Raw genomic sequence first — 22294 nt, forward strand, 5'->3', positions numbered from 1 at the left:
AACGACGGGCCGCGCCCGAGGGAAACGACCATGCCGCCTCCCGGGGAAACGTGAGGGCGGGGCACCCTCTGGGCAGAACAGTGGGGAGGACGACGCGCCGGGGAGCCGCGGCCGAGCCGATGACATGTGCCCTGCTCTCCTGTCCGCCGTCGTCCCCCACGAGCCGCGGGAGGCTGACAGGTGTCCAGCGCAGCCGAGCAGGAGGCGGTGGCCGCGGAGCGGGCCACCGGGGACGGGCGCACGGCCGCCGTCGTGAACGGCGCGCGGCCGGCGCCGCCCGTGCCCACGGTGCCGGTGCGCCCGGGGCGGCCGACGCCCCTGGGCGCCCGGTTCCGGACCGGCCCGGACGGGGTGGCGGGGACCAACTTCGCGCTGTGGGCGGGCGGCGCGGAGGGAGTGGAGCTGTGTCTCTTCGACGAGCGCGGCAGGGAGAACCGCGCCCGCCTCACCGAGCTGACGCACGGGATCTGGCACGGCTTCGTGCCGGGTGTGCTGCCCGGGCAGCGGTACGGCTACCGGGTGCACGGCCGCTGGGACCCGTGGACCGGCGCCCGCTGGAATCCGGCGAAGCTGCTGCTGGACCCGTACGCGCGGGCGGTGGACGGGGACTTCGGCCTGCCTGCCGAGGTGTACGGCCATGTCCGTGACTGGCCCGAGCAGCATGTCGCGGACACCGTGCGCGACGACCGGGACTCGGCCCCCCACGTCCCCAAGGGAGTGGTCGTCCATGACGACGACGACTGGGCGGACGACCGCCGGCCGAAGACACCGTGGGCGGACTCGGTGATCTACGAGCTGCACGTCAGGGGTTTCACCCGGCGGCATCCCGGCGTCCCGGCGGAACTGCGCGGTACGTACGCCGGTCTCGCGCACCCCGCCGCGGTCGAGCACCTGGTGAAGCTGGGCGTCACGGCCGTCGAGCTGCTGCCGGTGCACCAGTTCGCGCACGAGGACCATCTGCTGCGGCGGGGGCTGCGCAACTACTGGGGCTACAACTCCATCGGCTACTTCGCCCCGCACGCCGGCTACGCGGCCTCGGGCACACGGGGGCAGCAGGTCGGCGAGTTCAAGCGGATGGTGCGCTCCCTGCACGCCGCCGGCATCGAGGTGATCCTCGACGTGGTCTACAACCACACCGCCGAGGCGGGTGAGCTGGGCCCCACGCTGTCCCTGAAGGGCGTCGACAACCGCGGCTACTACCGGCTCCAGCCCGACGCGCGCCGGTACGCCGACTACACGGGCTGCGGCAACACCCTGCACGTCGTCCAGCCGCACGTGCTGCGCCTGATCACGGACTCGCTGCGCTACTGGGTGACGGAGATGGGCGTCGACGGCTTCCGTTTCGACCTGGCGGCGGCGCTGGCCCGCTCCATGCACGACGTCGACATGCTGTCGCCGTTCCTCGCGGTGATCGCGCAGGATCCGGTGCTGCGCCGGGTGAAGCTGATCGCGGAGCCCTGGGACGTCGGCTCCGGCGGCTATCAGGTGGGCGCGTTCCCGCCGCTGTGGACGGAGTGGAACGACCGCTACCGCGACGCGGTACGCGACTTCTGGCGGCACGCGCTGCCGGACGTACGGGAGATGGGCTACCGGCTGTCCGGGTCGAGCGACCTGTACGCCTGGGGCGGCCGGCGGCCGTACGCCTCGGTCAACTTCGTCACCGCGCACGACGGTTTCACCCTGCGCGACCTGGTGTCGTACGACCGCAAGCACAACGAGGCGAACGGCGAGGGCAACCGGGACGGCACGGACGACAACCGCTCCTGGAACGGCGGCGCGGAGGGGGACACCGACGACGAGGACGTACGGGCCCTGCGGCGCCGGCAGCTGCGGAACCTGCTGACCACGCTGCTGCTGTCCACGGGGGTCCCGATGCTGGTCGCGGGCGACGAGATGGGCCGCACCCAGCGCGGCAACAACAACGCCTACTGCCAGGACAACGAGATCGGCTGGGTGGACTGGTCCCTCCTCGACGACCCGCAGTGGCGGCCCCTGTTCGAGCTGACCTCCCGGCTGATCGCCCTGCGCCACCGGCATCCGGTGCTGCGCCGCCGCGCCTTCTTCTCCGGGCGTCCGCACTCCGCGGACGGGCTGCGCGACCTGGCCTGGTTCACCCCGCACGGTGCGGAGATGACCGAGGAGGACTGGTACGCGCCGGCCGCCACGCTCGGCATGTACCTCTCCGGGCGGGACATCCCGGGGCGCGACGAGCAGGGGGCGCCGATCCTCGACGACAGCTTCCTGGCCGTGCTGCACGCGGGGCACGGACCGGTGGAGTTCGAGCTGCCGGGGCCGCCGTGGGCGGGGCGGTACGAGGTGGTCGTCGACACCGCGCGGGAGGAACAGGACCGGACACCGTACGTGGAGCACCGCGCGGGCACCCGGATCACGGTACCGGGGCGGTCGGTGCTGCTGCTGCGGGCGCGGCCCTGACCGGCGGCGGCGCGCGGTCGGCTCAGGACACCGCGGGCGGCCGGGGACACCGCGGGCGGCGGTGGCGCCGTGACCGGCCGGGAACCCCGTGACCGGCCGGGGACGCCCAAGTCAGCCGAGGATGCCCCGGTCGTACGCCACCGCGACCGCCGCCGCGCGGTCCTTGGCGCCGAGCTTGCCGTAGATATGGGCGAGGTGGGTCTTCACGGTCGCCTCGCTGATGAACAGTTCCCGGGCGATCTCCCGGTTGGAGGTGCCCCTGGCGACCAGCACCAGCACCGCGCGCTCGCGGGCGGAGAGCGGCTCGTTGCCGGGGCCGGCGGGCGCGCGGACGGCGGAGACCAGGCGGGAGGCGACCGCCGGGGAGAGCACCGTCCGGCCCCGGGCCGCCGCGCGGACGCCGGTGAACAGCTCCTCGCGCGGGGCGTCCTTGAGGAGATAGCCGGTGGCGCCGGCCTCGATCGCGGGGATCGTGTCGGAGTCGGTGTCGTACGTGGTCAGCACCAGCACCCGCGCGCGGGAGCCCCGCCGGGAGAGTTCCCGGATGGCGTCGACCCCGCCGCCGCCCGGCATCCGCAGGTCCATGAGGATCACGGCATCGGCCGATCGGCTGATACGGCGGTACGACCCCGGCGGGCCACCCCGGTGTCCGCCCAGGTCGTAGGACCAGCGGCGGATGCCGGTCCGGCCTAAATCCGTTGGGCAGTGTCAGTGGCGAACCGTAGGCTCGCTGCTGATGCCCACGACACCTCCTCCCCCGGAAAGCCGCTCCGCCGTGCGCGCACTGCTCCGGCTGTGGCCGTATGTGCGGCCCGTGCGGGTGCGGCTGTTCACCGCCGCGTTCGTCGCGATCCTCGCCTCCTGCACCGGGCTGGTCATCCCGCTCGTCCTGAAGTGGATGGTGGACGGCCCGGTCGCCGACCGGGACCCGGCTGGGGTGTGGCTGGGCGCGCTGTACCTGCTGCTGCTCGGGCTCGCGGAGGCGCTGCTGTTCGGGTTCCGGCGGTGGCTGGTGGCCCGTCCGCTGTCGCATGTCGAGGCGTCGATGCGGGCGGACCTGTACCGGCATCTGCAGCGGCTGCCGGTCGCCTTCCACGACCGGTGGCCGTCGGGGCAGTTGCTGTCGCGGGCCACGACGGATCTGATGCTGCTGCGGATGTTCCTGGCCTTCCCGCTGACCTTCCTGCTGGTCAACAGCGTGACGATCCTGGTCGGCGTGATCATCATGCTGGTGCAGGACTGGACGCTGGGGCTGGTCATCCTGGTGCCGGCCGTGCCGGTGCTGATCACCTGCGTGCTCTTCGAGAAGCGGTACTCGGGGGCGGCACGGCTGGCGCAGGACCAGGTCGGTGATCTGACGACGGTGGTCGAGGAGGGTGTCCTCGGCGTCCGGATCATCAAGGGGTTCGGACGGCATCGCAGCCAGGCCCTGGCGTTCCGGGAGCTGTCGGGGAAGCTGCGGGGCACCGAACTGCGCAAGGCGCGGCTGCTGGCGACGATCCTGGGCGTCATCGTGACGCTTCCGGAGCTGGCGATCGGGGCGGCGCTGGTCCTGGGCACCGTGCAGGTGGCGGACGGTTCGCTGTCCGCGGGAACACTGGTGGCGTTCCTGTCCACCGCCCTTGCCCTGCGCTGGCCGGTGGACTCGATCGGCTTCCTGCTGGCGATGAGCCAGGAAGCGGCGACGGCGACGGACCGCTACTTCGAGGTCATGGACGCGGAGCCCGAGTCGGGCGCGACCGCGGGCGCTCGTGCCTCCCTCGCAGGGGGCGGCCCGGGGTCGACGGGGGCCCTCGCGGCCGGCTCCCGCCCCGCGACCGCCAAGGGACTGCGGTTCGAGAACGTGAGTTTCCGCTACCCCGACGCACCGGACGGTTCCCCGCCCGTACTCCACCGCATCGACCTGCACATCCGCCCCGGCGAGTCCCTCGCCCTGGTCGGGACGACCGGCAGCGGCAAGACGACGCTCACCGCCCTCGTCCCCCGGCTGCACGAGGTCACCGGGGGCCGCATCACCCTCGACGGAACGGACATCACGGAGATGTCCCGCGAGGAGCTGCGTTCCCGCGTAGCCGTCGCCTTCGAGGAACCCACCCTCTTCTCCGCCACCGTCGGCGAGAACGTCCTGATGGGCGGCGGCACCGGGGACGAGGACCTGGGCCGTGCCCTCGCCGTCGCCCAGGCCGACTTCGCCCACGGCCTCCCCCAGGGCACGCGCACCCAGGTCGGCGAGCAGGGTCACAGCCTCTCCGGCGGCCAGCGCCAGCGCCTCGCGCTGGCCCGCGCCGTCGTGGGCCGCCCCGACTTCCTGGTCCTCGACGACCCCCTGTCCGCCCTCGACGTCCACACCGAGGCCGCCGTCGAGGCCGCCCTGCGCCGCGTGCTCGCGGACACCACGGCCCTCATCGTGGCGCACCGCCCCTCCACGGTCCTGCTCGCCGACCGCGTCGCCCTGCTCTCCGGCGGCCGCATCACCGCGGTCGGCACCCACCACGAACTGCTGCACGCCAGCCCCGAGTACGCCCACCTCATGTCCGGCGCCCCGGCGGGAGAGGAAGAGGACCAGCGATGACCGCGGCCACCACCACGCCTGTCAGGGACGAGGACGACGACCGGACACCCGCCACCGGTGACCCCTTCGACCGGGACCAGCTGCCCACGCCCCCGGGCGCCACCGGCACGCTCCTGCGTTCCCTGCTCTCCCCGCTGCGGGGCAGGGTCGCCGTCACCGCCCTGCTGCTGCTGGTCTCGCAGGCCGCGGTGCAGGCCGGCCCGCTGTTGGTGGCGTACGCGATCGACCGTGCCGTGCCCGCGTTCCGCGGCGACGACAACGGCCCGCTGATCGCGGTGGCGGTGGGCTATCTGCTGTGCGCGACGGCGGCGGGCACGCTCCAGTACGCGTTCGTCAGGGCCTCCGCCCGGGTCAGCCAGGACGTACTGCTCGATCTGCGGGGCCGTATCTTCCGCCATGCGCAGGAGCTCAGCGTCGACTTCCACGAGCGCTACACCTCGGGCCGTCTCATCTCCCGCTCCACCACGGACGTGGAGTCGCTGCGGGAGCTGCTGGAGGAGGGGCTGCAGGAGCTGGTGATGGTCATCCTGTCGGCCGTCTACATCTCGCTGCTGCTGCTCTGGCTGGACCTCGGACTGGGTGCCGCGGCGGTGGCGTCCTTCGTGCCGCTGTACCTGCTCGTACGGTCGTACCAGCGGCGGGCGAAGCGGGTGTACCAGAAGCGGTCGACGGCGATCGCCGCGGTGATCGTGAAGTTCGTCGAGACGATGAACGGCATCCGGCCGGTGCGCGCGTTCCGCCGGGAGGCGGCGAACGACGCCGACTTCGCGGTGCTGAACCGGCGGCACGAACGGACCAACGGCGACGCCCTGCTGGAGATGGCCCGCTATGTCGTCGGTTCCCGGGTGACCGCCAACGTCACGGTGGCGCTGACCGTGCTGTGGGGCGCCTACCGGGTCGCGGACGACACACTGGCGCTCGGTGTGCTGGCGGCGGCGGTCCTGTACCTGCGCCGGCTGTACGACCCGATCGACCGGCTCGGCATGTTCCTCAACTCCTACCAGTCGGCGGCGGCCTCGCTGGAGAAGATCGCCGGTCTGCTGGCCCAGACCCCGTCGGTGCCCGAGCCGGCGTCCCCCCGGGAGCTCCCCGGACGGCGCCCCGGTCTCCCCGGCCGCGAGGTCGTCTTCGACGACGTCCGTTTCGCGTACCGCACCGGCGGAGAGGTGCTCCCCCGCTTCGACCTCACGCTGCCGGCCGGGCAGACCGTCGCGGTCGTCGGCTCGACCGGCGCGGGCAAGTCGACGCTGGCCAAACTGCTCGCCCGCTTCTACGACCCCACCGACGGCCGGGTACTGCTCGACGGTGTGCGGCTGAGCGACCTGACGGGACGCGATCTGCGGCGCGAGGTGGTGATGGTCACCCAGGAGGCGTTCCTGTTCTCCGGCACGGTCGCGGAGAACATCGCGATCGGGCGGCCGGACGCCACCCGTGAGGAGATCGAGCAGGCGGCGAAGGAGATCGGCGCGCACGACTTCATCGCCGCCCTGCCCGACGGCTACGACACCGACGTACGCAAGCGCGGCGGCCGCATCTCCGCCGGTCAGCGTCAACTGGTCGCCTTCGCGCGGGCGTTGCTGGCGGATCCGGCGGTGCTCATCCTGGACGAGGCGACCAGCTCGCTGGACGTCCCCGGCGAACGGGCGGTGCAGCGGGCGATGGCGACCGTGCTGACGGGACGTACCGCGGTGGTGATCGCCCACCGGCTGTCCACCGTGGAGATCGCGGACCGGGTCCTGGTGATGGAGCACGGACGGATCGTGGAGGACGGCAGCCCTTCGGAACTCATCGCCCGCACCGGCAGGTTCGCCGACCTGCACCGGGCGTGGCGGGACAGTCTGGCGTAGCCGGGGGAACGGGGACAGGGGGAGAGTGGCCACGTGATCGACGCCTACGAGGATCCCGGCACGCCCGACCGCCGGGGCGGGGCCCGCTATCTGTGGTGGCTGGTGCGGCGGCAGCCGGGGCGGTGCGCGGTGGCGGCGGTGCTCAGCTGTGTGTGGATGGTGGGGCTGGCGGCGACGCCGTACGCGATGTCGCGGGCGGTGGACGACGGGCTGGAACCGGGTGACATGAGGGTGCTGGCGCTGTGGGCCGGCGCCCTGTTCCTGGTGAACGGCGTCAACGCGTGGCTGGGCATCCTGCGGCACCGCACCATGACGCGGGTGCGGATGGACGCCAACTTCCGCACGGTGAAGGTGGTCGTGGGACAGACGGTGCGGCTGGGTGCCTCGCTGGAGCGGCGGACCGGGGCAGGGGATCGGGCCTGGGTGCGCAGGGCCTCCAGGAGCAGCTCGGCGGGCCGGACCGGGTGGCCGTCATGGAGCACGGCCGCCTGACCGAACTCGGCTTGCATGACGCCCTGGTGGCGTCCGGCGGTGCGTACGCGTCCCTGTGGCACTCCTGGCACGGCAACCCGCCACCACCCGGCCCGTCCAGCCCACGCGACCCGTCGGTCGTCTGAGGACGAGCCCCGCGGCGCCGCGGGGCCGGCGGGCATCAAGGGCCGCAGGTCCGCAGGGGATTCAGGCGACGGGGGACCCGGGCCACAGGCCCGCAGAGCCGCACACGGCCCAAGCCACAGGCCCGCAGAACACGCGGGCCACGGGAACCCCAGGCCGGGGGGCCGGGCCACAGGGGGTCCGGGGCACAGCCCCGAGGGACGGGGAGGGAAGGGGCGGCGGGGGCGAACCACGAAGGCCCCGCCCCCCTCCCCCCTCACTCCGTCACGGGCACCGCGTTGCCCGCGGACCCGCACCGGACGGTCCATGGCGGGCCGGCGAGATTCTCGTAGATGCGGACGTCGACCTCGCCCGCCGCACGCCCACCGGGCACATCGGCGTGCGCGGCGGTGCAGGCGAGCTGGCTCACCGCCGCCACATCCAGCTCGCCCGTACCGACCGCGGCGGGAATGCGCAGGTCGACGACCCCACCCGCCGCGGTGGCGGTGAGCTGCCCCTTCATGTCCGGCACCTCGCTCGTGAGGCCGCGTTCCCTCTCGGCCGCGGTGGGCCCCTCCAGAAGGAGGTCCAGCGCCTCCTGCGGACCGAGCGGCCGGTCGGTGAGGCGGGAGACGGCACGGATGCCGTAGGGACCGGTGAAGTAGAGCCGCACCGAGCGGTCCTCGGCCCCGGGCCGCTGGATCCCGGAGGCGGGATCACCCGCCCGCGCGGGCCCGGAGGGCGTGATGCCACAGCCCGCGACGGCGGTCACCACGAGCAGGACGAGCAGCGCGCTTCGGCCACGGAGTGTCATGAAGGCTCCCGGGACGGGCCGGCGAGGGGAAGGCTGAGCGTGAACACGGCCCCGCCGGCGGGGCCGTTCGCCGCGGTGACGGTGCCGTCGTGGAGCAGGGCGTTCTCGTGGCCGAGAGCGAGCCCGAGCCCGCTGCCCTGGGAACGGGCGCGGGCGGTGTCGGCCTTGTAGAAGCGTTCGAAGACGTGCGGCAGCACGTCCTCGGGGATGCCGGGCCCCTGGTCGGTGACGGTGAGCACGGCCCGGCCGTCCCTCGCCCGGACACTCACCGTGACCGGAGGCAGACCGTGGCGCAGCGCGTTGCCGACCAGATTGGCGAGCACCACGTCGATACGTCGCGGGTCGACCCGTACCGGCACCCGTTCCGGGAGACGGGCGACGACCCGCTCGTCGTCGTCCCAGCCGCGCACCTGGAGGGACTTGACGACGATGGTGCGCAGATCCACGTCCTCGAGATGCACCTGGGCGGCTCCCGCGTCGAAGCGCGAGATCTCCATCAGGTCCTCGACCAGCCGGGCCAGCGTGCGTGTCTCGGAGCTGATCAGCCGGACGGCGTCGGCGGTGTCGGCGGGCAGGGCACCGGAGGAGGCGTCCTCGTCGAGCACTTCGGTGACGGCCGCCATGGCGGCGAGCGGCGTGCGCAGTTCGTGGGCGACGTCGGCGGCGAAGCGGCGGGCCCGCGCCTCCATCCGGCGCAGTTCCGCGTCGTCCCGCTCCAGCGTCCCGGCCATGGTGTTGAACGACCGGGTGAGGGCGGCGAGTTCGTCGCGTCCGTCGGCGTCGATACGGGTGTCCAACTCCCCCGCGGTGATGCGTTCGGCACCGTGGCGCAGACGCCGTACCGGGCGCAGTACGCTGCGGGCCGCAAGGAGGGCCGGTACGAGGGCGAGCAGCAGCGCGGCGAGTGCGCCGGCCTGGGCGGCGGTGACCAGGGCGTCGATGTCCGTCCGGTCCTCGTCGAGCGGGAAGGCGGCGTACGCCGTGATCCCGGAGAGCCGGTCCGCGCCGCCGGTGCCTGACGGGTCGTCCGCGTAGGCGAGGGGCATGCCGAGGGCGAGCCAGGGGCGGCCCCGGTGATCGACGTACTGGTAGACCGCGGCCCCCTCCTCCTCGACAGCGCGGCGGAGTGCGTCGGGCACCGGTGGGGTGCCGGACCCGCCGGACGCGCTGCCGGACATCAGCGGGCCCTCCCGGTAGGCGGCGGCCGCCTGCCAGTTCCGGGCCTCCCCCGCCCGGTCGAGCTGGGCCGCCAGGCTCCGCAGGCCGTCGGCGCCGGGCGGAAGGGCCAGGTCGGGGGCGAGGGAGTCGAGCTGGGTCCGCAGATCGGCGAGGGCCGCGTTGCGGGTGCGCTCCAGGATCGCGGAGCGCGCCTGCTGGAAGGTGAGCCCGGCGGTGAGCAGGGCGCCGAAGGCGGCGGCGAGGAGGAAGGCGACGGCGAACCTGGTCCGGAGCCCTTTGGGGAGGCGGAGCCGGAGGGCCATCACACGGGTCCGAAGCGGTAGCCGAAGCCGCGCACGGTCTGCACGTACACCGGTGTGCGCGGCTCGTCCTCGATCTTGGCGCGCAGCCGCATCACACAGGCGTCGACGAGGCGGACGTCGCCGTAGTACGAGTGCTCCCAGACCTGTTCCAGGAGCTGCCGGCGGGAGTAGACCTGGCCGGGGGCGGCCGTGAGGAACAGCAGCAGTTTGAGTTCGGAGGGCGCGAGGGCCGGTTCGGTGCCGTGGCGCGTGACGACCAGGGAGGCGCGGTCCACGGTGAGGCCGCCGTGCCGCTCCGCTTCCGGCGCGGTGGGCGGCGCCGGGGCGTCCTGGGCGGGTGCGACGCGGCGCAGGACGGCCTTCATCCGGGCCGCGAGGATCTCCGGGGCGGCGGGCTTGGTGATGTAGTCGTCGGCGCCCGCCTCCAGTCCGACGATCACATCGATCTCGTCGCCGCGCGCGGAGAGGATGATGATGGGGAGCTGCTGGTTCTCGCGTATCCGGCGGCACACCTCCAGGCCGTTCATCCGGGGCAGCATCAGGTCGAGCAGGACCAGGTCCGGCCGGCGGCGTTCCAGCGCCAGCAGTCCGGTCTCGCCACTGCCGGCGACCTCCACCTCGTGCCCCCGGCGTCTGAGCGCGAGAGTGACTCCCTTCTGCACGGCGGGGTCGTCTTCGATGAGCAGGACTCGGGCCATGGCGGGTGTGCTCTTCTCCGGCGGGGCTGGGGTGTTCTTGACCAGAGTGCAGGCTACGTATGACGCGTCGTTCCGCATCGTGTGATGAAACGATGACGGGTGTTCCGGACGGCGCCGGGCCGGGCTGTGCTCGGGTCATGACCTTCGAATACCGACCCCCCGTCCGCCGCGCCGCCGCCCTCTGCCTGGCCTCGGCCGCGGCCCTGCTCGCGCTGTCCGCCTGCCAGGACTCCGGGAGCTCCGCCCCCGCCGCGGCCGACGGCGCCACGACCGCCACCGGCGGAGCCGGCGACCGCGCGGACGGCGCCGGGAGCGACACGGGGAACAACGCGAAGCCGCAGCGGCTGCTGTGGATGGGCGACTCCATCAGCGAGGCGCAGGTACCGGCCGTGGGCGCGGCCATGGAAGCCGCCGGGGCGGAGTTCGAGTCGATGGCCTCCACCGGCGGCGGCGGTGTCGTCGGCGAGATCGCGGAACCCACCTGGAAGACCCTGCCCGCGTACCTGGAGTCCTTCCGGCCGGACGTCGTCGCCTACCAGATCACCACCTACGACTGGGGCACCCCCGACGAGCAGCGCGCCGCCTACGAGCGGCTGGCCGAGGCCGTGACCGGCGCGGGCGCCGAACTGCTGCTGGTCTCCGCGCCCCCGTTCAAGGTGGACGACTTCTACAAGCCGCACGCGTCCGAGATCGAATCCGCGCCGGAGTCCGCGAAGTCCGTCGCCGGCGAACACCCCGACTCGGTCCGTTTCCTCGACGCCGCCGCCCTGTGGGGAACCGACCACGGCGCGGCCGAGGCGCAGCGCGGCAAGGACGGCATCCACTCCTGCCAGCAGGGGTCCGCCGCCTTCGCCCAGTGGTTCGGCAAGGAGCTCCACCGGCTCTACGACTTCGCTCCGGCTCCGGCGGAGGAGTGGGCCACCGGGTCCTGGACCGGCGACAAGGTGTTCAGCAAGCTCGGCTGCCCGTAGCGGCCCGCCCCTCCCCCTCGGCCCGCCCCCCTCTCATCCCACCCCTTCGGGAGTCACGCACCATGCGGACAGCACCGCTCAGGACGGCACACCGCCGCACCGCCGCACCGCCCGCCCCGGGCACCCGGCACATCGCGCCGCTGGACGGGCTGCGGGGCGTGGCCGTCCTCGGGGTGCTGCTGTTCCACGCCGGCCACCTCGGCGGAGGGTTCCTCGGCGTCGATCTCTTCTTCGTCCTGTCCGGTTTTCTGATCACCGGGTTGTTGCTGAAGGAGGCGCGGAAGGGCGACGGCCGCGTCGATCTCGTCGCGTTCTGGGGACGGCGGGCACGGCGTCTGCTGCCCGCACTCGCCGTCACCGTGGCGGGCACCCTGCTCCTGGTGTGGGCGTTCGGCCCGCCCTCCCTGCTCCGGTTCGCGCTCGACGACGCCCCCTGGGTGGCGGTCAACCTCACCAACTGGCACTTCGTCGCCGACGAGGCCGGCTACTGGAACGGGGCGGACACCCGGGTTTTTGGACATCTGTGGAGCATCGCCGTCGAGGAGCAGTTCTACCTGCTCTGGCCGCTGGTGGTACGGCTGCTCGCACGGGGACGCGACGCGGACCGGCGTGTCGCCGCCGTCGCCGGGGCCGGGGCCGTCGTCTCGCTGATGCTCATGGTCACGCTCACCGTCTCGGCGGGCTCCGGTGACACCACCCGCGTCTACGAGGGCACCGACACCCGCGCCTTCTCCCTGCTGCTCGGCTCACTGGCGGCCACGGCACCGGCCGCGCGGCTGTTCGCCGGCGCCCGCGAATCCGTGCTGCGGCTGGGTGTCCCGGTGCTGGCCTGCGGGATCGGGGCGTACTGGGCGGCGGCAGACGGGCAGCGGACACCGTCGCTGTTCCAGGGCGGTCTGTTCCTGCACGCGCTGGCCGCCGCCCTGCTCATCGGTGCTCTCGCCCACGCGCCCCGGAGCCCGCTGGGCCGCGTCCTCGCCGCGGGGGTGCTGCGCCGGCTCGGCGGCCTCTCGTACAGCCTCTACCTCTGGCACTGGCCCGTGTTCCTGCTGCTCGACGAGGAACGGCTCGGCCTGTCCGGCCCGCCCCGTACGGCGATCATCCTCGCCGTGACCGTGCTGGCGGCCTGGGTGTCCAAGGTGCTGGTGGAGGACCCGGTGCGGTTCCGGGCCCGGTGGGCGACCGGCCGCGGCGGCGTCCTCGCGCTCGTCGCCGCGTTCGCCGCCCTGGCCGCGCTGTGGACCCTGATTCCCGAGCCGCGGACGGGGGCCGGATCCGTCGACGTCACGCGGCTGATGTCCGCGGACGGCTGACCTCGCCGACGTCACACCTCGGCCGTTCGTATACCGGACTCGGGCTCCCGCACAACGAACGATTTCCGGCCAATCTCTTGACGCGCTCCTGACAGTAACCGCAATCCCCTGCCACTCTTCCCACGGCCGCTCCACAGCAACCTCACAGCTTCACCCCCGGCGTCACCCCACCGCTGCGCGGCGGCCACAGCTCACGGCACTTCCGTTCTGCCCGGACGGCTCACCAGCCGGCCGGTCTCCCCAGGCCGCGCGACCCGCGGCCCCGCAGAAGGAGTCAGCGTTGAGAAGCAGGTCGTCCCACAGACGCACCCCCCACAGCACGCACCGCCGCGCCGCCGCCGTCGCCCTCGCCGGGGTGGCCGCGCTGATCGCCACGGCCGTGCAGTCCGGTACCGCCACCGCCGCACCCGAGCAGGCACCGGCGGCCGCGGGCAAGGCGAAGCCCGGTGCGGAGTCGGTGAAACTCACCCCCGCCCAGCGCGCCGCACTGATCCGCGAGGCCGACGCCGCCAAGGCGGAGACCGCGAAGGACCTCGGGCTGGGCGCCAAGGAAAAGCTCGTCGTCCGTGACGTCCTCAAGGACCGCGACGGCACCGTGCACGTCCGCTACGAGCGGACCTACGACGGCCTCCCCGTCCTCGGCGGCGACCTGGTCGTCCAGGGCGACACGGCCGGCGAGGCCGACACCGTCGTCAAGGCCACCCGGAGCGCGGTGAAGCCCGCGACCACCACCGCCGCGGTGCCGGCCGCCAGGGCCGAGCGGCAGGCCCTGGCCGCCGCCGAAGAGGCCGGGGGCGCCGGCGTCGACCGCGCCCCGCGCAAGGTGATCTGGGCGGCGAAGGGCACGCCGGTCGTGGCCTACGAGACGGTCGTGGGCGGTCTCCAGCACGACGGCACCCCGCAGGAGCTGCACGTCGTCACGGACGCCACCACCGGCGAGAAGCTGTACGAGTGGGAGGCCATCCGGAACGGGACCGGCCACACCGTCTACAGCGGCACCGTCGACCTGACCACCACGCAGTCCGAGTCGTCGTACAACCTCACCGACGGGGCGCGCGGCGGGCACCGCACGTACAACCTCAACCGCGGCACCTCCGGCACCGGCACGCTCTTCTCCGGCCCCGACGACGTGTGGGGCAACGGCAGCCCCTCCAACGCGGAGTCGGCCGGCGCCGACGCCCACTACGGGGCCGCACTGACCTGGGACTACTACAAGAACGTGCACGGCCGCGACGGCATCCGGGGCGACGGCGTGGGCGCGTACTCCCGGGTCCACTACGGCAACAACTACGTCAACGCCTTCTGGTCGGACAGCTGCTTCTGCATGACCTACGGCGACGGCTCGGGCAACGCCAACCCGCTCACCTCGATCGACGTGGCCGCGCACGAGATGACCCACGGTCTGACCTCGAACACCGCCGGTCTCATCTACAGCGGCGAGTCCGGCGGCCTGAACGAGGCGACGAGCGACATCTTCGGCGCCACGGTCGAGTTCTACGCGGACAACTCCTCCGACGTCGGTGACTACCTCATCGGCGAGGAGATCGACATCAACGGCGACGGCACCCCGCTGCGCTACATGGACAGGCCGAGCAAGGACGGCGCGTCCAAGGACTACTGGTACTCCGGCATCGGCAACGTCGACGTCCACTACTCCTCCGGACCGGCCAACCACTTCTTCTACCTGCTGAGCGAGGGCAGCGGCACCAAGACCATCAACGGTGTCACCTACGACTCGCCCACCTCGGACGGCCTCCCGGTCACCGGCATCGGCCGCGCCAAGGCGGAGAAGATCTGGTTCCGCGCGCTGACCACGAAGTTCACCTCCACCACCAACTACGCGGGTGCCCGCACCGGCACCCTGGCGGCGACCGGTGAGCTGTACGGCACGGACAGCGCCGAGTACAAGGGCGTGCAGCACGCCTGGGCGGCCATCAACGTGGGATCGCGCCCCGGTGACGGCGGTGGCGGTGACGGTACGACCTTCGAGAGCACCACCGACGTGGCCATCCCGGACTTCGGCTCCGCGGTGACGTCCTCGATCGCCGTCACCGGCCGGACGGGCAACGCGCCCTCCAACCTCCGGGTCACGGTCGACATCGAGCACACCTGGAGCGGCGACCTGGTCGTCGACCTGCTGGCCCCGGACGGCACCGCGTACAACCTGCGCAACCGCACCGGCGGCTCCGCGGACGACATCAAGGAGACCTACACGGTCAACGCGTCCTCCGAGACCGCCAACGGCACCTGGCAACTGCGCGTGCAGGACCGGGCACGCTACGACACCGGCCACATCAGCGGCTGGAAGCTCACCTTCCCGTAGACCGGACGCGATCGCGCCGAGCGGCGCCCCGCCTTTCCCCAAGGCGTGGGCGCCGCCCTACTCTTGGGTCCCATGTCTTCGGCGGACTTCACCTACGACCACGTCGGCGCGACCCGGGAACCCGGTTTCTGCCCTCCAGGCTTCCACCCCCTGCGGGTACGCACCCGGCTCGGTGAGGGCGAGCCGGTCTTCCGGCAGGCGGCGGAGGCGCTGCTCACCTGGGAGATGCACCGGGAGCTGGGGGTCGGCATCGAGGCCACCGCCGACCGCGCCGCCCCGGACGTCGACGTCACCGTCACCCTCGCCGGGCTGGTCAAGGCGCCCTGCCGGGTGGTGTGGACGGTGGAGGAGTACCGCAGGTCGGGCTGGGCGTACGGCACCCTGGCCGGCCACCCGGAGAGCGGCGAGGAAGCCTTCGTCGTCGACCGCACCGGCGACGGGACGGTATGGCTGACCGTCTCCGCGTTCAGCCGGGCCGCGAGCTGGTACGCCCGCTTGGGCGGGCCGGCCACCCGCGCGATGCAGCACGCGTACGCGCGCCGCTGCGGCACGGTCCTCCGCCACCTGGCCACGCGGGGCATCGAACAGGACTGACACCCGCGCCGCCACGAGGGCGGTCGCGTCCGGGCGGGCCACCGGCATCCCGAACAGCGGGGACGGTGGGGTCGAGGCCGGTCCGCGTCCTGCGCATCGCCCGCGCCTCCTGAGGTGCCCTGTCCCTTGGCACGCCCCGCGAAGCCGCCCTGGACCAACGGCCCCGGCCGGGGCGGGTGCGGCCGACGTGTGGCCGACGCGCTCAGCTTCCTGCTGCCCGGGACCGGTTGTCGTTCTCGTCGCGGGTCAGCCGGCGGGCGAGACAGACGGCCAGGGGATGACCGGCATAGGGGCCGTAGCCCTCGGTGCGCTCGTAGCCCTCGCGCTCGTAGAACCTGATCGCGTCGGGCTGTTCGACGCCGGTCGTCAGGTGGAGGACGTCCAGCCGGCGCCGGCACGCATGCTCCTCCAGCATGCGCAGGATGCCCGTGGCCACGCCTGTGCCGCGCGCTTCGGGCGTGACGTACATGCGCTTGATCTCGGCCGTGCCGTCGGACAGCAGCCTCAGCGCGCCACAGCCGGCCGCCCCGCCCGCGGCGTCACGGGCGATGAGGAACACGTCGACGTCCTGCGCGGTGGGTTTGTCGGTCTCCTGGTCAGGTATGCCATACCGAGCGGCCAGTTCCGCTTCCATGGCACCGCGCAGGCGTTCACCGTCGGCACTGTCCCACGGCTCCTCCGAGATGGTCGGCGTCACGGCACTCCGTTCGTACGTCATAGGTGGTCGGTCGAAGTCGTCAGAGGGTGACCCGCGGGCGGATTCGGCACCACGTCGTGCCCGTAACCCGCCACGCCCCGTGTTCCGTTCCTCACGGACACCGGGCCACCGCGGTGAACACGACCGGCGTGCGCGCGGTGCTTCGCCCTGTCGCCCCGTCGGCCGGTCGCGGGTTCGTTCATGATCTAACCAGCCGGCCGGACACGTCGGGAAATGCCGATCCGGCACCTCGTCCCATGCCCCACGGGCATGGGACGGTACGAGGGCTCCGCCCCGCCGTCGCCGCCCGGCGGTCAGCGGATTTCAGCCCACCACTGCCGCGCGTACTCCACGAACCGCTCGACGGGCACGGTCGGGGTGCGCGTGGCGCGCACCGATGTCGCGACGTCCAGCCGGCTCGGGGACAGGCCCTCGACCGGGCGGATCCGGATGCCCGGCAACGCGTCCGGAAGTGTCGAGCCGTGGGCGAAGGCGATGGCCCGGCCCAGGATGACGGCGTTCAGTACGTCGGAGGTGCTGCGGACCGAAGGACCCCGCCGGCGCGGTGAGCGGTCGGTGTCGGCGCCGGTCCAGTGCTCCACCTGTGCCGTGGACATCCCTGCCCAGAGCGTGACCGGCTCGTCCCTCAGATCGGACACCGTGAGCTTCCTCCCGTCCGCCAGGTGGTGCCCCGCGGACAGCAGAACGGAGCGCGGCTCCAGCGCGAGTTGGTCGACGACCAGGTCGTGCCGGTCGTAACAGTCCCGCAGGAACGTGACGTCCGCCTCCCCCGCCCGCAGGTCGTCCGGCGGCAGGGTCCACTCGCGCGGCACCACGTGCACGCGCGTCCCCGGGTGGCTCTCCTCGAATGCCTGGCATACGGCCGACACGGCCACCACATCGCACTCGGCGACGCTCACCGTCAACGTCACGGTCTCGGCCTGCACACCGCGAGTGCGCTCCAGCGCTGTGCGGGAACGCTCCACTATGTCGCGTGCCTCGGTGAGCAGCGTCCATCCCGCGGCGGTGAGCTCGGTCCCGCGGCTGCCTCGCACCAGCAACGTGACGCCGGCCCTCCGCTCCAGGGCCCGGAGCGCCCGCGACAGCGCGGGCTGAGTGATCATCAGCTGCTCGGCCGCCCGCGTGACGCTTCCGGCCTCCCCCACGGCGATCAGGTACCTGAGGTGTCGGAGTTCGAGGTCGGACATACCCCGACGGTACGGCAGCACGGTCCGGTGAAGGGGCGGCTCCAGCTTCCCGAGGCCCCTGCTCCAGGGCTTCGAAACTTTCGACCCACCATGCCGACGAACATCCCGACTCCCTGCCCATCGGCGCCCCGGTCTCCCCTTCTGAGCCAGGTACAGCGGCGGTCCATCGCATCGAAAACATTCGGGAGCATTACGAAACCATTGACAACTCTCCTACCCCGCACGACTGTTGTGGCGCTCTCCGGTCGTACGTGCGTCGTCGGCGTAGGACCGGTCCCTGTCGCCTCGTCGGTGAGCGCCGAGGTGTGATCGGCGTGTCCCCTGTCACCGACGGTGCCCTTCACGAGGAGGAACAGTTCCATGAGCGCACCCCCACACGACTCCGGCCCCCGTCAGGTCAGCCGCAGAAAGTTCGTCCTCGGCGGTGCCGGGGCACTGGCGGCGGCCGCGGGGTCGGGACTGCTGCTGCCCGGTACGGCACGCGCCGACCAGGTCCTCACCAGCAACTCGACCGGTACGTACAACGGGTACTACTACTCCTTCTGGACCGACGCCCCCGGCACCGTCACCATGACGCTGGGCGCCGCCGGGCAGTACAGCAGCCGGTGGAGCAACACCAACAACTGGGTCGGCGGCCTCGGCTGGAGCAACGGCAGCCGGCGGAACGTCACCTACTCCGGCACGTTCGACCCGGGCAGCAACGGCTACCTGGCGCTGTACGGGTGGACCTCCAACCCGCTGGTGGAGTACTACATCGTCGAGAACCACGGCCCGTACAACCCCGGTTCGGCCGGCCAGCGGCGCGGCACGGTCAACGCCGACGGCGGTTCGTACACGATCTACGAGTCCACCCGCCGGGACGCGCCGTCGGTGGAGGGCACCAAGACCTTCCAGCAGTACTGGAGCGTCCGGAACAGCAAGCGGTCCAGCGGCACCATCAACACCGGCACCCACTTCGACGCCTGGCAGGCGGCCGGGATGCCGCTGGGGGCCTTCAACTACTACATGATCATGGCCACCGAGGGCTACCAGAGCTCCGGCAGCTCCAACATCTCCCTCAGCGGCGGGGGCACCACACCGCCGCCGGACGACGGGGAGACGACACCGCCGCCGACGACGGGCGCCTGCAACGCCACGTACCGCACCACCAACGCGTGGAACAACGGGTTCAACGGTGAGGTGACCGTCACCGCGGGCAGCGGCGGCGTCTCCAACTGGAGCGTGCCGCTGACGTTCGCCGGCAACCAGACGATCGCCTCGCTCTGGAACGGCACCGCCAGCAGGAGCGGGAACGTGGTGACCGTGACCCCGGCCGGTCACAACCGCACCCTGGGCGCGGGGCAGTCGACATCGTTCGGCTTCACCGTCAACGGGCCCTCCAGCCCCGCGCCGTCGGTCGGCAGCTGCGGCGCCGGCTGATCCGGCACCCCGCTCCCACCCGCCCCGGCGCGGTGCCATGCCCACCGGCACCGCGCCGTCGCGTGCCCCGGACACCTCACCTCATCAGCAGCCCCGCCGCCTCCGCCAGGTCCTCCGACGGCACCGCGACCAGCCCCAGCTCGGCACCCGACGCCAGCAGCCGGTGGCTGGGGAGGATGCGGACCGTGTAGCCGAAGGGGCCGGTACGGTCCAGGGCGAGCGGCCCCTCGTACATCCAGCGCCCCTCCTCGTCGGGCGCGCCCGCCGGCTTCAGCGGCACGGCCGTCGCGTCGGTGATGCGGTCCTCCTCGTCCACCCGCCCGGCGACCGCCTGCACCTCGACGTCCTCCGGCTTGAGGCCACCGCCGAGCGCCACCCGCACCCGCAGCCCGAGCGTCGCACCGAGCTCCGCGGTGGCCGTGGCCACGGAGGTCTCGACATGGTCGACGGACACCCCGTGCCAGGCGCCCCGCACCCTCGCCTTCCACGCGGCGAGCGCCCGCGCGTTGTCGCGGTCCATCGCGCGGTGCGCGTGGGCGGCGGGCTCGTACAGCCGCTCGACGTACTCCCGGACCATACGGCCGGCCAGCACCCTCGGCCCGAGCAGGCTCAGGGTCCGGCGCACCATCTCGATCCAGCGGTCCGGCAGCCCGCTGCGCCCGCGCTCGTAGAACGACCGCGTCACCCGCTGCTCCAGCAGGTCGTACAGCGCCGCCGCCTCTATGTCGTCGCGCCGGTCCGGGTCGGTCCCCGCGCCGTCCGCCGTGGGGATGGCCCAGCCGAAGTCGGGCTGGAACCACTCGTCCCACCAGCCGTCGAGCACCGAGAGGTTGAGGCAGCCGTTGAGCGCGGCCTTCATCCCGCTGGTGCCGCACGCCTCCAGCGGCCTGAGCGGGTTGTTCAGCCAGATGTCGCACCCCGGGTAGAGCTTCTGCGCCATGGCCATGCCGTAGTCGGGCAGGAACACGATCCGGTGGCGTACGCGCGGGTCGTCGGCGAAACGGACCAGCTCCTGGATGAGCCGCTTGCCGCCGTCGTCGGCCGGGTGCGCCTTGCCGGCGATCACGATCTGCACCGGCCGGTCGGGGTGCAGCAGCAGGTCCATCAGCCGGTCCCGGTCGCGCAGCATCAGTGTCAGCCGCTTGTACGACGGGACACGCCGGGCGAAGCCGATGGTCAGCACGTCCGGGTCGAGCACCCCGTCGATCCAGCCCAGCTCGGCCGTCCCGGCGCCGCGCTGCCGCCATGAGGCGCGCAACCGCTCGCGGACCTCCAGCACCAGCAGTTCGCGCAGGGACCGGCGCAGCTCCCAGATGTCCTGGTCGGCGATGTCCGCCACGGAGTCCCAGCGGTCCGAGTCACCGACGCTCAGTGCCTCCTCGGCGCGCTGGGTGCCGATCTGGCGGGCGCCGAGCCGGAACACCTCGGGGGCGACCCAGGTGGGCGCGTGCACCCCGTTGGTCACCGAGGTGATGGGCACCTCCTCGGGGTCGAAGCCCGGCCAGAGCCCGGCGAACATCTCGCGGCTGACCTGGCCGTGGAGCAGGGAGACGCCGTTGGCGCGCTGGGCGAGGCGCAGCCCCATCACGGCCATGTTGAAGAGGTTGGGCTCGCCTCCGGGATAGGTCTCCATGCCGAGCCTGAGGATGCGGTCGACCTCCATCCCCGGCAGCTCGGCGTGCGGGCCGAAGTGGCGGGCGACCAGTTCGCGGTCGAAGCGGTCGATCCCGGCCGGGACGGGCGTGTGGGTGGTGAAGACGGTCCCCGCCCGGACCGCCTCGAGCGCGGCGTCGAAGTCCAGCCCGTCGGCCCGCAGTTCGGCGATGCGCTCCAGGCCGAGGAAGCCGGCGTGGCCCTCGTTGGTATGGAAGACCTCGGGTGCGGCGTGCCCGGTGAGCCGGCAGTACGTACGCACCGCGCGGACACCTCCTATGCCGAGCAGCATCTCCTGGAGCAGCCGGTGCTCGCTGCCGCCGCCGTAGAGCCGGTCGGTCACCCCGCGTTCACCGAGGTCGTTCTCCTCGACGTCGGAGTCCAGCAGGAGCAGCGGGACCCTGCCCACCTGGGCCAGCCAGATCCGGGCGCGCAGTGAGCGGTCGCCGGGCAGGGCGAGGGTGATCTGGGCGGGGCTGCCGTCGGCCTCCTTGAGCTGGTCCAGCGGCAGCTCGTTGGGGTCGAGGACGGGGTAGTGCTCCTGCTGCCAGCCGTCACGGGACAGGGACTGGCGGAAGTAGCCGTGCCGGTAGAGCAGACCGACGCCGATGAGCGGGGCGCCGAGGTCGCTGGCGGCCTTGAGATGGTCACCGGCCAGGATGCCGAGACCTCCGGAGTACTGTGGCAGCGCGGCCGTGATGCCGAACTCCGGGGAGAAGTAGGCGACGGCGGCGGGCAGCCGTCCGGGCTGCGCCTGGTACCAGCGGTCGCCGGTCATATAGGCGTGCAGATCGCCCGCGACCGTGTCGAGACGGTCCAGGAACGCGCGGTCCCCGGCCAGCTCGGTGAGGCGCTCGGTCGACACGCTGCCGAGCAGCCGTACGGGGTCCCGGCCGGCGGCGGCCCAGCGCTCGGGGTCGACGGAGCGGAACAGGTCGCTGGTCCCGTCGTGCCAGGACCAGCGCAGATTGCGGGCCAGATCGCTCAGGGGCCCGAGGGGTTCGGGGAGCACGGGTCGGACGGTGAATCGACGGATCGCCTTCACTGGTCACCTCGGCGCGTTCGTGAGAGACGCGGTGTGCGTCCGGGCATCGCAGCCGACAGTACCGGCGCGGACACGCTCCGCGCGGGAAGCCGGGAGAAACGGGTACCTTCATGCCGCTAACCAAACGATTCACCCCATGGCGGATATGGCCGGTTCCAGCCCCGTGGGCGGGCCCGTCCGGGCGGGCCGGGGGCGCGGGGCGGAGAGTGTCACCGGAGAGGGCGCCGGCGCACCGCCCGGCCGCGGACGGTGGGGCGCGCCCGGTGTACGGGGCGGCCGCGGGTACAGGCCCGCCCCGGGTGAGGCCGGAGGGGGTGCGCAGGGGTGCCGATGGCTGCGGAGCGGGTGTTCGTGCCGCGCGGGAGGGGGCGTTCGTGCCGCGGGTGAGGGGTGTGGTCCGGACCGGAGCGCGCCGGAGGCGGCGAGGGGGACGGGCGTCCGGCCGGCAGGGCAAGGATCCGGCCTTTTCCGACCACGGACCGGCGCCCGGTCCGTCCGCCCCGGGAGCTCCGGCCGCCTTCCCTCCGGCCGGCGACCGCATCGCGCGGGTCACCCGCCCGGACACCCCGGCGGCCTCCCCGCACCGGGCGGGCGCGCGGGCGCCGCGGCGCGCCTGGCACCGGCGGGCGGAC

15 protein-coding genes and 2 pseudogenes are annotated in these 22294 nt (G+C 72.9%); 10 read left to right on the forward strand and 7 right to left on the reverse strand.

Going from position 1 to position 22294, the window contains the following annotated elements; translation table 11 throughout:
* Positions 1-180: 180 nt before the first annotated feature.
* Positions 181-2433, forward strand: coding sequence for a glycogen debranching protein GlgX (glgX, locus tag HTV45_RS22400; RefSeq protein WP_215207629.1), 2253 nt, complete (start codon positions 181-183; stop codon positions 2431-2433).
* A 111-nt stretch (positions 2434-2544) separates the two neighbouring features.
* Here the strand turns inward: glgX and HTV45_RS22405 are convergent.
* Positions 2545-3027 (reverse strand): annotated as a pseudogene (locus HTV45_RS22405) (LuxR C-terminal-related transcriptional regulator); the annotation flags it as partial.
* Between the two features lie 142 nt (positions 3028-3169).
* On the opposite strand from HTV45_RS22405, the gene HTV45_RS22410 reads away from it, so the two are divergent.
* From HTV45_RS22410 to HTV45_RS22425, 4 genes and pseudogenes are all read left to right on the forward strand, one after another.
* On the forward strand, positions 3170-5005 hold the full coding sequence (locus HTV45_RS22410; protein ID WP_215207631.1) for an ABC transporter ATP-binding protein: 1836 nt from the start codon (positions 3170-3172) through the stop codon (positions 5003-5005).
* Complete coding sequence (locus tag HTV45_RS22415) at positions 5002-6852, forward strand: ABC transporter ATP-binding protein (protein ID WP_215207632.1); 1851 nt, start codon at positions 5002-5004, stop codon at positions 6850-6852. The genes HTV45_RS22410 and HTV45_RS22415 overlap by 4 nt, the downstream gene beginning before the upstream one ends.
* Before the next feature lie 33 nt (positions 6853-6885).
* Positions 6886-7266, forward strand: a pseudogene (locus tag HTV45_RS22420) (ABC transporter ATP-binding protein); the annotation flags it as partial.
* A 59-nt stretch (positions 7267-7325) separates the two neighbouring features.
* A complete protein-coding gene (locus HTV45_RS22425) occupies positions 7326-7469 on the forward strand; it encodes a hypothetical protein (RefSeq protein WP_215207633.1) in 144 nt (47 codons plus the stop codon).
* Positions 7470-7723: 254 nt separating this feature from the next.
* On the opposite strand, the gene HTV45_RS22430 is transcribed toward HTV45_RS22425, so the two are convergent.
* From HTV45_RS22430 to HTV45_RS22440, 3 genes are read right to left on the reverse strand one after another with little or no spacing between them, the layout of a single operon-like run.
* On the reverse strand, positions 7724-8260 hold the full coding sequence (locus HTV45_RS22430; RefSeq protein WP_215207634.1) for a hypothetical protein: 537 nt from the start codon (positions 8258-8260) through the stop codon (positions 7724-7726).
* Entirely contained in the window at positions 8257-9741 is a 1485-nt protein-coding gene (locus HTV45_RS22435) for a cell wall metabolism sensor histidine kinase WalK (RefSeq protein ID WP_215207635.1), read from the reverse strand. The genes HTV45_RS22430 and HTV45_RS22435 overlap by 4 nt, the downstream gene beginning before the upstream one ends.
* A complete protein-coding gene (locus HTV45_RS22440; RefSeq protein ID WP_215207636.1) occupies positions 9741-10439 on the reverse strand; it encodes a response regulator transcription factor in 699 nt (232 codons plus the stop codon). The genes HTV45_RS22435 and HTV45_RS22440 overlap by 1 nt, the downstream gene beginning before the upstream one ends.
* Positions 10440-10576: 137 nt before the next feature.
* On the opposite strand from HTV45_RS22440, the gene HTV45_RS22445 reads away from it, so the two are divergent.
* From HTV45_RS22445 to HTV45_RS22460, 4 genes are all read left to right on the forward strand, one after another.
* Complete coding sequence (locus HTV45_RS22445; protein WP_215207637.1) at positions 10577-11410, forward strand: SGNH/GDSL hydrolase family protein; 834 nt, start codon at positions 10577-10579, stop codon at positions 11408-11410.
* 62 nt (positions 11411-11472) lie between these two features.
* Positions 11473-12723: an acyltransferase gene (locus tag HTV45_RS22450; RefSeq protein WP_215207638.1), complete on the forward strand. Its 1251-nt coding sequence runs from the start codon at positions 11473-11475 to the stop codon at positions 12721-12723.
* A 280-nt stretch (positions 12724-13003) separates the two neighbouring features.
* On the forward strand, positions 13004-15046 hold the full coding sequence (locus tag HTV45_RS22455) for a M4 family metallopeptidase (protein ID WP_215207639.1): 2043 nt from the start codon (positions 13004-13006) through the stop codon (positions 15044-15046).
* Between the two features lie 72 nt (positions 15047-15118).
* A complete protein-coding gene (locus tag HTV45_RS22460; RefSeq protein ID WP_215207640.1) occupies positions 15119-15640 on the forward strand; it encodes a DUF1990 domain-containing protein in 522 nt (173 codons plus the stop codon).
* 202 nt (positions 15641-15842) lie between these two features.
* Here HTV45_RS22460 and HTV45_RS22465 read toward each other — a convergent pair whose 3' ends face one another.
* Both HTV45_RS22465 and HTV45_RS22470 read right to left on the reverse strand, forming a co-directional pair.
* Positions 15843-16337, reverse strand: coding sequence for a GNAT family N-acetyltransferase (locus tag HTV45_RS22465; RefSeq protein WP_215207641.1), 495 nt, complete (start codon positions 16335-16337; stop codon positions 15843-15845).
* A 314-nt stretch (positions 16338-16651) separates the two neighbouring features.
* Positions 16652-17545 (reverse strand): LysR family transcriptional regulator, encoded by an 894-nt coding sequence (locus tag HTV45_RS22470; protein WP_215207642.1) that lies wholly within the window; start codon positions 17543-17545, stop codon positions 16652-16654.
* A gap of 360 nt (positions 17546-17905) precedes the next feature.
* Between HTV45_RS22470 and HTV45_RS22475 the strand changes: the two genes are divergently transcribed.
* Positions 17906-18964, forward strand: coding sequence for a glycoside hydrolase family 11 protein (locus tag HTV45_RS22475; RefSeq protein WP_215207643.1), 1059 nt, complete (start codon positions 17906-17908; stop codon positions 18962-18964).
* A 76-nt stretch (positions 18965-19040) separates the two neighbouring features.
* On the opposite strand, the gene HTV45_RS22480 is transcribed toward HTV45_RS22475, so the two are convergent.
* On the reverse strand, positions 19041-21662 hold the full coding sequence (locus HTV45_RS22480; protein ID WP_215207644.1) for a glycosyltransferase family 1 protein: 2622 nt from the start codon (positions 21660-21662) through the stop codon (positions 19041-19043).
* Positions 21663-22294 lie beyond the last annotated feature (632 nt).

This window comes from Streptomyces sp. CHD11, assembly GCF_018638295.1.
Taxonomy (GTDB): domain Bacteria; phylum Actinomycetota; class Actinomycetes; order Streptomycetales; family Streptomycetaceae; genus Streptomyces.

Coding starts and splice junctions, on each gene's coding strand:
- HTV45_RS22410 (WP_215207631.1), top strand. CDS start 3,170: ATGCCCACGACACCTCCTCCCCCGGAAAGCCGCTCCGCCGTGCGCGCA.
- HTV45_RS22415 (WP_215207632.1), top strand. CDS start 5,002: ATGACCGCGGCCACCACCACGCCTGTCAGGGACGAGGACGACGACCGG.
- HTV45_RS22425 (WP_215207633.1), top strand. CDS start 7,326: ATGGAGCACGGCCGCCTGACCGAACTCGGCTTGCATGACGCCCTGGTG.
- HTV45_RS22430 (WP_215207634.1), bottom strand. CDS start 8,260: ATGACACTCCGTGGCCGAAGCGCGCTGCTCGTCCTGCTCGTGGTGACC.
- HTV45_RS22435 (WP_215207635.1), bottom strand. CDS start 9,741: ATGGCCCTCCGGCTCCGCCTCCCCAAAGGGCTCCGGACCAGGTTCGCC.
- HTV45_RS22440 (WP_215207636.1), bottom strand. CDS start 10,439: ATGGCCCGAGTCCTGCTCATCGAAGACGACCCCGCCGTGCAGAAGGGA.
- HTV45_RS22445 (WP_215207637.1), top strand. CDS start 10,577: ATGACCTTCGAATACCGACCCCCCGTCCGCCGCGCCGCCGCCCTCTGC.
- HTV45_RS22450 (WP_215207638.1), top strand. CDS start 11,473: ATGCGGACAGCACCGCTCAGGACGGCACACCGCCGCACCGCCGCACCG.
- HTV45_RS22460 (WP_215207640.1), top strand. CDS start 15,119: ATGTCTTCGGCGGACTTCACCTACGACCACGTCGGCGCGACCCGGGAA.
- HTV45_RS22470 (WP_215207642.1), bottom strand. CDS start 17,545: ATGTCCGACCTCGAACTCCGACACCTCAGGTACCTGATCGCCGTGGGG.
- HTV45_RS22475 (WP_215207643.1), top strand. CDS start 17,906: ATGAGCGCACCCCCACACGACTCCGGCCCCCGTCAGGTCAGCCGCAGA.